The organism is Halomicrobium sp. HArcel3 (assembly GCF_058933135.1).
Genome location: NZ_JBZYDN010000008.1, coordinates 90228 through 101127 on the forward strand (window position 1 = coordinate 90228; position 10900 = coordinate 101127).

At 68.2% G+C, this 10900-nt stretch carries 11 protein-coding genes; 3 read left to right on the plus strand and 8 right to left on the minus strand.

The annotated features are described in order from the left end of the window. Positions 1–2 precede the first annotated feature (2 nt). From AC5FRV_RS17410 to AC5FRV_RS17425, 4 genes are all read right to left on the minus strand, one after another. On the minus strand, positions 3–959 hold the full coding sequence (locus AC5FRV_RS17410) for a phosphotransferase family protein (RefSeq protein WP_493562353.1): 957 nt from the start codon (positions 957–959) through the stop codon (positions 3–5). A 64-nt stretch (positions 960–1023) separates the two neighbouring features. After that, entirely contained in the window at positions 1024–1632 is a 609-nt protein-coding gene (locus AC5FRV_RS17415) for a DUF8130 domain-containing protein (protein ID WP_493562354.1), read from the minus strand. After that, complete coding sequence (locus AC5FRV_RS17420) at positions 1632–2426, minus strand: ABC transporter ATP-binding protein (protein WP_493562355.1); 795 nt, start codon at positions 2424–2426, stop codon at positions 1632–1634. Before AC5FRV_RS17420 ends, AC5FRV_RS17415 begins: the two co-directional genes overlap by 1 nt. Further along, a complete protein-coding gene (locus tag AC5FRV_RS17425; protein WP_493562356.1) occupies positions 2423–3349 on the minus strand; it encodes an ABC transporter permease in 927 nt (308 codons plus the stop codon). The genes AC5FRV_RS17420 and AC5FRV_RS17425 overlap by 4 nt, the downstream gene beginning before the upstream one ends. 192 nt (positions 3350–3541) lie before the next feature. On the opposite strand from AC5FRV_RS17425, the gene AC5FRV_RS17430 reads away from it, so the two are divergent. Both AC5FRV_RS17430 and AC5FRV_RS17435 read left to right on the plus strand, forming a co-directional pair. Next, entirely contained in the window at positions 3542–5476 is a 1935-nt protein-coding gene (locus tag AC5FRV_RS17430; RefSeq protein WP_493562357.1) for an ABC transporter ATP-binding protein, read from the plus strand. A 111-nt stretch (positions 5477–5587) separates the two neighbouring features. After that, positions 5588–6550: an oxidoreductase gene (locus AC5FRV_RS17435; protein WP_493562358.1), complete on the plus strand. Its 963-nt coding sequence runs from the start codon at positions 5588–5590 to the stop codon at positions 6548–6550. Positions 6551–6554: 4 nt separating this feature from the next. Here the strand turns inward: AC5FRV_RS17435 and AC5FRV_RS17440 are convergent, their stop codons facing one another. Beyond that, entirely contained in the window at positions 6555–6860 is a 306-nt protein-coding gene (locus tag AC5FRV_RS17440; protein WP_493562359.1) for a cupin domain-containing protein, read from the minus strand. Between the two features lie 125 nt (positions 6861–6985). Here AC5FRV_RS17440 and AC5FRV_RS17445 point away from each other — a divergent pair, with 125 nt between their 5' ends. After that, entirely contained in the window at positions 6986–7465 is a 480-nt protein-coding gene (locus AC5FRV_RS17445; protein ID WP_493562360.1) for a metal-dependent hydrolase, read from the plus strand. Between the two features lie 125 nt (positions 7466–7590). Here AC5FRV_RS17445 and AC5FRV_RS17450 read toward each other — a convergent pair whose 3' ends face one another. The 3 genes from AC5FRV_RS17450 to AC5FRV_RS17460 all read right to left on the minus strand — a co-directional run bounded on the left by AC5FRV_RS17450 (position 7591) and on the right by AC5FRV_RS17460 (position 10882). Next, entirely contained in the window at positions 7591–8775 is a 1185-nt protein-coding gene (locus tag AC5FRV_RS17450) for an ABC transporter substrate-binding protein (RefSeq protein WP_493562361.1), read from the minus strand. 89 nt (positions 8776–8864) lie between these two features. Next, positions 8865–9728 (minus strand): ABC transporter ATP-binding protein, encoded by an 864-nt coding sequence (locus AC5FRV_RS17455; protein WP_493562362.1) that lies wholly within the window; start codon positions 9726–9728, stop codon positions 8865–8867. Next, positions 9728–10882, minus strand: coding sequence for a FecCD family ABC transporter permease (locus AC5FRV_RS17460; RefSeq protein WP_493562363.1), 1155 nt, complete (start codon positions 10880–10882; stop codon positions 9728–9730). Before AC5FRV_RS17460 ends, AC5FRV_RS17455 begins: the two co-directional genes overlap by 1 nt. Positions 10883–10900 lie beyond the last annotated feature (18 nt).

The window sequence follows — 10900 nt, forward strand, 5'->3', positions numbered from 1 at the left end:
GTTCAGATGGCGGCCAGCCGCTTCTCCAGTTCGTCCGTCAACCAGTCTGCGAGATCCTTGGCCGACTCGTCCGCGTGGTCGGCCCAGTTCTCGAAGAAGCCCGAAATCGTGAGCAGGTTGACGGCCTCGTAGACCGGACGGCGTCGCTCGAACCCGTCCGGGAGTCCGCCCGCTCGCTCGCGATACCCGTCGTGGAACGCGTCGAGGATCCGGTCCGAAGCGTCGGCCCGGGGGTGGTCGAACTGCTGGTTGCGCGCGCGGACGAGTTCCCGCGCCGGGTCGCCGACGTAGGCGATCTCCCAGTCGAGGAGGCCGAGATCTCCCTCGTCGCGGACGACGTTCGGCTGGGCCGGGTCGCCGTGGAGGAGCGCGGCCGGCGCGCCGTCGAGCAGGTCGCGGTTCGCCGCGACGGCCGCTGCCACCTCGTCGAAGTGGTGGTCGAAGCGCTCGGTGATGGCGAGGTCGCGCATCAGTTCGATCCTGTCGAGGAGGACGTCGGGCCACGGCGCGGTCTCGACCGCGAGGCCGTCGGCGTCGCCACCGATGACGTGACCGTGACCGCCGACCGGGACCGCGTGGAGGTCCGCCAGCGTCTCGCCGACCATCCGGGCCAGACGCTCCCGCTCGTCGGGGGTCGCGTCGGCCCAGGCGAACGCGAGATTTCGCCCGGTGAGCGGGCTGGTCACGAGGGAGGGGACTGCGGCGTCGGAGTCGGTGGCGACCACGTCGGGAACGCGCACCTCGGAACTCGCACCCAGGAAGGAGATCACTGCGCGCTCACGGGCGATCCGTGACCCGTCGCCGTCGACGGCGACCTTGCAGAACACCGTCTCGCCGTCGGCGAACTGGACCTCGACGGTCTCGTTCGTCTCGTTCCAGGACGGGCCCGTCTCGCCCACCTCGGCGACTTCTCTGCCGGGGAAGGCGTCGTCGAGCGCGGCGTCGATAAACTCGCCCATGGGCGTCTCTCGAAAACGACGGGGTTGGTTCTTGGGGTGGCCTGCTAGATCGTCCCACGGTACGTCAGGGGAGTACCGACTGGGCTTCGAGCGTGACAGTCACGTCGGGAGCGAAGTCGGTCCAGTCGCCGCTCTCAGGGTTCGTACCGGGCGCGGCGTACCGCAGGATCCGTTCCTCGAACTTTCCCCGAACCCGGTAGCTCCCGGTCCGGGACAGGCCGTCACCGTGGAGGACGTAGGGCTCGGTGACCGAGTCGCCGGCAGCGATCGGGCGGACGAGCGGTTCCTGGGAGACGCTCATCCCGCTGGGTTTCACGTCGACGCGGTCGGTCTCGCCGTACCGGTCCGAGAGGAGGCGAGCGTCTACCGGTCCGTGTTCCGTCTCCGTTTCGACGGCCAGGACGCCGAGCGGCCAGACGCCGGTGTTCAGGACGGCGACGGCGTCGTCGCCCTCGTTCCGGAGCGTGAACGACAGGGTAGCGGGACTATCGACGGTGATCGACGGGCGCTCGACGGCGACGTCCAGCGAGAGTGGGTGGTCCGCCGGCGACGCGCCCGAGGCGCCGGTCACCCGGTACTCCGTCTCACCACCGATACAGCCGGCGAGCCCCGCGAGCGCGCCGGCGGCGCCGGCGAGATACGTACGACGACGTATCGCCGTTCGTTCTTCCATTACCGGGCACCTCCCTCGGAGACGCCCTCGGCAGTGGCGACCGGCTCGTCGCGCTCCGCTTCCGGGCGAACGCCGTCCTCGGTCAGTTCGACGAAGACGTCCTCGACCGTCGCGTCGGTTGCCAGGTCGAGGCGATCGCGGAATCCGTCGAGCGTCCCCTCACCGACGAGGGACCCGTGGTGGAGGATACCCAGCCGGTCGCAGACGAGTTCGACCTGGCCGAGAACGTGACTGGAGAAGAAGACGGTCGCGCCGCGGTCGGTCTCCTCGGCGACGACGTCCCGGACGAGCGCGACACCGTGGGGGTCCAGGCCGGTAAAGGGCTCGTCGAGTATCAGCAGGTCGGGGTTGCCGACGAGAGCCATCGCGAGCGCGAGCCGTTGCTCCATCCCCTGGGAGAACTCCCCGGCCGGCCGGTCGGCGGCGTCGGTCAGGCCGACCCGCGCTAGCAGCGCCGACGGGTCGTCGTCGCTCCGCTTGGTATCGATCACCAGACGGAGGTGGCGCCGTGCCGAGAGGCCGTCGTACGTGTCGTAGCGGTCGGGGAGGATCCCGACGCGATCGTGGAGCGCGACCACGTCGTCCCAGGGGTCCAGTCCGAGGACGGTCGCGCTCCCGTCGGTCGGCCGAACGTAGTTCAGCAGCAGGTTGATCGTCGTCGACTTACCCGCGCCGTTGGGGCCGAGAAACCCGTACACTTCGCCCGATTCGACGGTGAGGTCGAGGCCGTCGAGGGCGACCGTCGACCCGTACCGTTTGGTCAGCCCGTCGGTGTCGATGGCCGGTGTCGTCACGCGAGGTCACCCCGTTCGAAGCGGTAGCGAGCGAGCCAGAGCGGGACCACCAGCCACGCCAGCAGCACGACGACTCCGCCGACCTCGTGGAGGGAGAGCGGGACCGACGCCCCAGCGAACGCAGTCTCGACCGCGTAGCCGTTGACACTCTGTCCAGGCGCGAGCTTGATCGCGAGGATGGTGAACGACTCGCCCGCGTTCCCCGCTCCCAGGATCCAGTTCGTCACCGTCCGGTAGGCCCGGTCCGGCGAGAGCCGGAGGAGGCCGAACAGCAGGGCGTCCGCTGGCGGGTCGTAGGGGTTGACGGCGCGCCCGGTCAGGGACGAGTACGCCGCGACGGCGAGCTGTGACCACAGCAGGACGAACGCCAGGAAGTAACCGACGACGGCACCGCTGGCGCGGACGGTGCTCGTCGTCACCGCCGAGACGGCCGTCGCGATGGCCACGAGGACGGCGAGGTAGAGGGACGTCGCCAGCAGGACGCCGAGGAACGCGAGCGGCGAGAACAGCCCGTAGCGGAACGCGCCAACGACGCCCAGCAGGACCGTCGCGACTGTCACCGGGAGGACGAAGCCCGCGGTCCGGCCGACCGTCTTGGCGACGAGGACGTCGGTCCTGGTGAGGGGCAACCCGAGGGCGAACTTCAGGCTGCCCGACGTTCGCTCGCCGACGACCGACCCGTAGCTCAGGACGAGTACGCCCAGCGGGACGAGCGTCGTGACGCCGACCTGGACGAACCCGGCGCTCATCGACGGGCCGAGGAGCTCCCAGCCCGAGTACGTCGGTCGCCAGCCGAAGACGAACACGAAGACGGCGAGGAGCCAGGTGCCTTTCGAGGTGAGGACGGTGCGCGCCTCCTTGCGCGCGAGCGGGAACCAGCGGGGGAGGGACGAAAGCGGGAGGGCGGCGAGCGAGCGGGACATGGACGGCGGTGCGGAGGTAATGAAAATAGATTTACCGATCGGGGGTCGCGCACGAAACCTCCCGTCTGATGCACGACGTTCGTGGCGGACGTCGCCGCGACGGGGCCGGCGCCCCGAGCGCCCGGTTCGGGCGTCGCCGCGGCCGAACGGGTTTCCAAGCTGTTATGTACACTGACTCGATAGTCAGTCCCCATGGCCGCCGACGAGGAGACGCCGTTCGACCGGTACCGCCAGCGCATCGACAGACCGCTGGTCCGGCTCTTCAGAGAGTACGGGCTCGAACGAAAGCGCTGGTTGATCGTCGGCCTGCTCGCCAACCTCGTCGCCCAGGCCGCGTCGCTGCTCCCGCCGGTGGTGCTCGGCGCGGCCATCGACGCCGTGTTCGGCGAGAGCGACACGGCCTATCAGCTCCCGCTCGTGCCGACGTCGTTGCTCCCCCAGACCCAGGTCGAGGCGTTCTGGTTCTCAGCGATCCTCATCGCCGGCGCCTTCCTGACGACGGCCGTCTTCACCTGGATCTACGGCGTCGTGGCCAACTTCTTCGCCCACGGCGTGATGCACAAAGTCCGGTCCGATAGCTTCGAGAAGATGATCCGGCTGGACGCCGCGTTCTTCGACGACAAGCAGACCGGCGAGGTGATGTCCATCCTCTCGAACGACGCCTCGAACCTCGAACTGTTCCTCGACGACGCGCTGATGAACGGCGTCCGACTGGTCGTGATGGTGTTCGGTATCGCCGCCATCCTCTTCCTGCTGAATCCCCAGCTCGCCGTGGTCACGCTCCTCGGGCTCCCACTGATGGTCGCCTTCACCTGGTGGTTCATGCGCGTCATCGAGCCCCGGTACGAGGACCGCCAGTCCGCCGTGGCGACGTTCAACACCCGCATCGAGAACGGGATCAGCGGCGTCGAACTCGCGAAGGCCACCTCCAGCGAGGAGTACGAGTCCGGTCGCGTCCGGGACGCCTCGCGGGGCGTCTTCGAGTCCATCATGGAGGTGCTGAAACTCGCGTACTTCTACCGGCCCGGGATGGAACTGCTCGCCGGCCTCTCCTTCGCCATCACCTTCGTCGTCGGGGGCTACTGGCTGCTCGCCGACGGATTTGGTCCCTTCACGAGCGAACTCAGCGTCGGGGTCTTCATCACGTTCGTCTTCATGACCCAGCGGTTCGTCTCGCCCCTGGCCGAAGTCTCCAGCATCGTCGACCAGGTCCAGAACGCCCGGGTCTCGGCCTCCCGCGTGTTCGGCCTGTACGATATTCCAGTGCGGATCGAGGACGCCGAGGACGCGGTCCCGCTCGACAATCCCGAGGGTCACGTCGAGTACGAGGACGTCTCCTTCGCCTACCCGGACTTCCTGGCCCGCGCCGAGGGCGAGGACGAACGGGGAAAGAGCCCAGCAGCCGACGGAGGCGCCGTCCTCGAATCGACCGGCGACGAGGCGGAGTACGTCATCGAGGACGTCTCGGTCGAGGCCGAACCGGGCGAGACGGTCGCCTTCGTCGGCTCGACAGGCGCCGGGAAGTCGACGCTCTGTCGCCTGCTGCTGCGCCTCTACGACCTCAACGAGGGCGCAGTGCGCGCCGACGGAACGGACGTCCGCGACCTGGAACTGGCGAGTCTGCGGACCCACGTGGGCTACGTCTCCCAGGACGCCTTCCTCTTCGACGGCACCATCGGCGACAACATCCGCTACGGCCGCTTCGATGCGAGCATGGACGACGTGCGCGACGCCGCTCGCGCCGCGGAGGCCCACGAGTTCATCTCCGAACTCCCAGACGGCTACGACACCCGCGTGGGCGAGCGCGGCGTCAAGCTCTCCGGCGGGCAGCGCCAGCGCATCGCCATCGCCCGCGTCGTCCTGCAGGATCCCGCGATCCTCGTCCTCGACGAGGCGACCAGCGACGTCGACACCGACACCGAACAGCGCATCCAGTCGTCGCTCGACGCGCTCACCGAGGACCGCACCACGTTCGTCGTCGCTCATCGCCTCTCGACGGTCGTCGGGGCCGACCAGATCGTCGTCCTCGAAGACGGCCAGGTCGTCGAGCGCGGCGCCCACGAGGAACTTGTCGACGGTGGCGGCCGGTACGCGGAGCTCTGGGGCGCGCAGACGGGCAGCGTCTGAACGGCGCACAGCATGGCGTCGCTGCTCGCCAATGCCGACGACTGGCCTGCCGTGGCAGTGCGACGTCCCGGGCCGATAGTTTTCTCACCCGTCGAACCGAACGTTCGGTCGATGAGTGACAAGTGGACGGCCGAGGACGTGCCCCGGATGGACGACGAGGTGGTCGTGGTCACCGGCGCGAACAGCGGCATCGGCTACGAGGCGACGCGGGTCTTCGCCGACCGGGGAGCGACGGTCGTGATGGCCTGCCGGTCCGTCGACCGCGGCGAGCGAGCGGCCGGGGAGATACGGGCAGCCGTCCCCGACGCCGACCTGGACGTCCGCGAGTGCGATCTGGGCGACCTGTCCGCCGTCGCCGAGTTCACGGACGCGTTTACGGACGACTACGACGAATTACGCGTCCTCTGTAACAACGCCGGCGTCATGGCCATCCCCCGGTCGGAGACGGCCGACGGCTTCGAGACGCAGTTCGGCGTGAACCACCTCGGCCACTTCGCGCTGACGGGCCACCTGCTTTCCGCCCTCGCCGAGACGCGGGGCGAGTCCCGCGTCGTCACCCAGTCGAGCGGGGTACACGAGCGGGGGAACATCGACTTCGACGACCTCCAGGGCGAGCAGAGCTACGACAAGTGGACGGCCTACGCCCAGAGCAAGCTGGCGAACGTGCTGTTCGGCTACGAACTGGACGACCGACTCGGCGAGCACGGCGTCGACGGCGTCACCAGCGTCGTCTGTCACCCGGGCTACGCCGACACCAACCTCCAGATCCGGACCGGCGAGGCGTCGGGGTCGACGCTCCAGCTCTGGGCGATGAAGGCCGCGAACGCGGTGTTCGGCCAGTCGGCCGAGATGGGCGCGCTACCGATGCTGTTCGCCGCCACCGACGACGCGGTCATCGGCGGCGAGTACGTGGGGCCGGCCGGCCTGTTTAATATGCGCGGTCACCCCGGCTTCCAGGAGTCGAGTGAGGAGTCCTACGACCCGGCCGTCGCCGAACGGCTCTGGACCGTCTCGGAAGATCTGACCGGCGTCGCGTACGACTTCGACCGACTGTCTGCGACGGTGCGCGAGTGAGTTCTCAGTAGTCCGGCGGGACGTAGATGTTCAGTGACTCGAACGGTTCGTCGCCGTCGGTCGCCAGTTCGTGCGTCTCGCCGGCCTCGATGACGACGAGATCGCCGGCACTGACCGAGACGGTTTCCCCCTCGACAATCGCCGTGGCCGCCCCAGAGACCGCGTAGAGCCACTGGTCGCTCTCCCGGTGGTAGTTGTCGGGCCCACCGGTCGACTGGCCGGGATCGAGCGTCATCACGGCCGCCTGGGCGTCGCTGGTCGTCAGCAGCACGTCGAACCAGTCGTCGGATTCGAGGGTCGTTCGTTTCATGCTGGTCGGTTCGTGCCGCGTCGGTCAAGGAATTTCGGGTCCCAGGCCCGACGGCGCGTCGGCGCCACCCGGCGACCGGACCAGTCCCGAATAATTGACGTACCCCGGCGGCGCAGTCACCGCCGATGAACGAACGCGGCCACGTCGAAAACGCCGTCCTGTTGAGCGTCGGCATCGCGGTCATCCTCGAAGGGGAGCTGGCGCTGCCGACGGTCGAGGCGCTCCTCGCCGTCGGCGTTCCGGTCACGCTCGGTGCGCTGTTCCCCGACATCGACACCAGCTTCGGGACCCACCGCAAGACCTTCCACAACCTCGCGACGCTCGGGGCGTTCCTGGCCTTCCCCGTCGTCTTCGGCAACCTCCACTACGTCTGGATCGGCGTCGCGACCCACTACGTGCTGGACATGCTGGGCAACATCCGCGGGATGGCCCTGTTCTATCCCTACCCCGAGGAGTACGACATCCCGGTGGGCGTGGCCGTCTCCAGCAAGTGGTCGGACGCGGTCACCCTCGCGGTCACGGCGTTCGAACTGGCCGTCATCGCGGCCGTCGTCCACTACGACCTCCACCAGCCGGTGCTGGAGGCCGTCGCGCCGTACCTCTGAGGAGTGGAGCGCCGTCACTGTTCGACGTCCTGCCCGTCGGAAAAGCGGCGTCCGTCGGCGGAAAAGCGGCGCCCGGTCGGCAGTGACCGGACTGGATCACGGCAGGTCGATGGGTCGGCGTCGAGTCAGAACTCGCCGGTGACGATGTCCGCGACGCGCTGGCGGTCGAACAGTTCGCCGGAGAACGTGTCCGGGTAGAGGTTCTTTGCGAGCCGCTCGACGAGGAAGAGGTTGTGGATCGGGCCCTGGTAGACCGGTCCGCCCCTGAAGATGCGCCCCTCTTGGACCGCGGTGAGGCTCGCGCCGACGTCGTGGTTCTCGAAGTGGGCCACGACCGTGTCCTGGAACTCCTGGGTGCTCTTGGCTTCGTGACCTTTCACGAGCAGGACCGGCGGGTCGACGTCGAGCAGGGTCTCGAAATCTATCTTCGTCCGATTGGTGGAGCTCAGCCCCTGGACTTCGGTGCCGACGAACGCGTCCTGGACGTTCAGGTCGCGGACGTGTTTCAGCGCCGTCCCGCTCGATTCGAGGCGGTTCGGTGCGAACTTCTCCGGTTCCTCGCCGGCCGCGTGGAGTATCGCAGCCTCCACCGCGTCGTCGCCCTCCGGTAGTTTGTCGGCGACGCGACCCCGGACGTACTCCTCGTGCAGGTCGGCGAACGCCTGGTACCGTTCCTGCTCCTGGAACACCTCGGCGACCGTCTCGAAGGCCTCGTACATCGTGTAGTAGCGATAGTCGTGCCACTCGTCGGTCTGCCGGAAGATCAGGTTGCCGATGAACGGTGAGACCTCGTCGGCGATGTCGTCGACGTCGGACTGCTCCCAGCCCTTGAAGTTGTTCGACAGCCAGTTGGGGTCGACGACGTGGACGTCGGCGTCCATCGAGTAGAACAGCTCCTTGTCGATGCCGCCCTGGTACAGCGCCTGAAGCCCCTCTTTGTCGACGCTCACGCCGTCGAGTTCGTCGTACCACTTGGTGTGGAGCCGGGGTTTGTAGCCGACACTGAGCAGGCCCTCGGCCTGGCCGAGCGCGATGCCCATGTCGGCGTACCCCTGACAGTAGGTGGCCCAGGTCTCGGGCACGGCCTCGAAGTCGACGGTGCCCACCGGTTTCATCGTCACCGAGTACCCGCTCTCGGTCGACGACGCGGTCTCGGCCGGCGTCCCGGTTGCCGTCTCGGATTCGACGTCGTTCTCGGTGGCCGCGCTACCTGTGTCGTCCTGGCTACAGCCGGCGAGTCCGCCGACGGCGGCGAGAGAGGCGCTCGTCCGTAGTACGTTCCGTCTTGTACGTCTGGTCTCTTCGCTCATCGCGTTTTAGGCTGGCCTAAAAATGTAAAGCGGCACCGATTCGCGCCGCGTCGGGGTCGTCGTCCCCGGTCGCCAGATCCCGCCGCTCGTCAGTTCCGGTCGTCCGGGAGCGCGCGTCGGGGCAGCACTTGCAACTCGGGCTCGTACTCCACCGTGGCCTCGACGCCGAAGACGTCGGCCAGCAGCTGTTCGGTGACGACGTCCCCCGGTGGCCCCCAGTCGTAGAGCTGGCCGTCCCGAAGCGCGATGAGGTAGTCGGCGAACCGGGCCGCCTGGGCGACGTCGTGGAGGACGACGGCGACGGTGACCTCGGTCCGCTCGTTGAGCTGGCGGACCGTCTCCAGGACCTTGAACTGGTTGTGGAGGTCGAGGAAGGTGGTGGGTTCGTCGAGCAACAGGACGTCTGTCTCCTGGGCCAGCACCATCGCGATCCAGGCGAGCTGTTTCTGACCGCCGGAGAGCTGGCCGACCTCCGAGTTCCGGAGGTGTTCGACGCCGGCCATCTCCAGGGCGCGCTCGACGGCCTCGCGGTCCGCGTCGGTGACGCTCTCGAAGAATCCTCGGTGGGGATACCGGCCGTGGTAGACCAGGTCCTCGACGGTGATGGTCCCCGGCGACTCGTTCTCCTGTGAGAGGACGCCGAGCGCGCGGGCCAGCTCCTTGTCGCCGAAGGAGTCGACGCTCTCGCCCCAGAGCCTGACGTCGCCCTGGTCGGGCGCGAGGTGGTTCGAGAGCCCCTTCAGTAGCGTGCTCTTGCCGCTCCCGTTGGGCCCGACCAGGGCCGTTACGGCCCCCTCGGGGACGTCAAGGCGCGCGACGTCGACGATGGTCTCGTCGGAGGAGGGGTAGCTCAACTGGAGTTCGTCGGCGACGACTGCGCTCTCGACGGCGACGTCGTTGGTGTCCGTGATCCGGTCGTGGTCGCTCTCGTGGGAGGCGTCTCGCTGTGCCATCACAGGTCACCCATGGACTCCTGTTTGCGCATCAGGTAGAGGAAGTACGGTCCGCCGACGACGCCGGTGACGACGCCGACCGGGATCTGGACCGGACTCAGCGCGAGCCTGGCGCCGACGTCGGCGACGACCAGCAGCGCGGGGCCGGCGAACACGCAGCCGATCACCAGCCGCCGGTAGTCGCTCCCGAGGACGATGCGGACGACGTGGGGGACGACGAGTCCGAAGAAACCGATGATGCCGGCGACGGCGATTGCGGTACTCGCAGCGAGGATGGCCACGCCAGAGAGCATGAAGCGGACGCGCTCGACGCGCATCCCGAGCGACTGGGCCGTGCGTTCGCCCAGCAAGAGCACGTTGAGCTGTCTCGCGCCGGCGACGGCCAGCAGGATGGCGATGGTCGCGGGGATGATGGCCAGGCGGACCTGCTCCCAGCCGGTGCCCGTGAGCGAGCCGGTGATCCAGGCCAGCGCGGACTGGACGACGCCGAGGTCGTCGGCGAAGAAGAACAGGCCACGCTGGAGTGACTGGAACACCATGTTGACGATGACGCCGGCCAGCACGAGCCGCACCGGGCTGGTCCCGCCCTTCCAGGCGATGCCGTAGACGAGGAGGAAGGCGATGGTCCCGCCGAGCGCGGCCAGCAGCGGGAGCAGCGACGTCGTGTTGAAGGTGAACGTGCCGAAGATGTACGGGATGGCGACGGTGACGCTCGGGAAGACGACGAGGGTGAGCAGGACCGTCAATCCCGCGCCGGAACTGACGCCGAGCACGTAGGGACTGGCGAGTTCGTTGCGCGTCACGGCCTGGAAGATGGCGCCCGAGACGGCGAGCGACGCGCCGACGATGGCGGCGACGAAGACGCGGGGCAGCCGGATGTTCCAGACGATCAGGCTCCGGCGGTTCATCTCGGGGAGTTCGGTCCCGAACATGAACGCCTCCCAGGCGTTCAGGTTGAAGACGACCTGTGGGTTGAACACCGCGCGCCAGGCCTGTTCGATGGTCATCGTGAACGCCCCGAAGCTGACCTGGATCAGCCCCGCGAAGACGGTGACGGCCGTGCACGCGAGACAGAAGAAGACGAGGTCGCCGGTGAGCCAGCCCCGGTCCTCGGCAGTCTCCGAGACCTGGGCGTCCGAATGGGCACTGGCCATATTTGGTTTAGGTAGGCC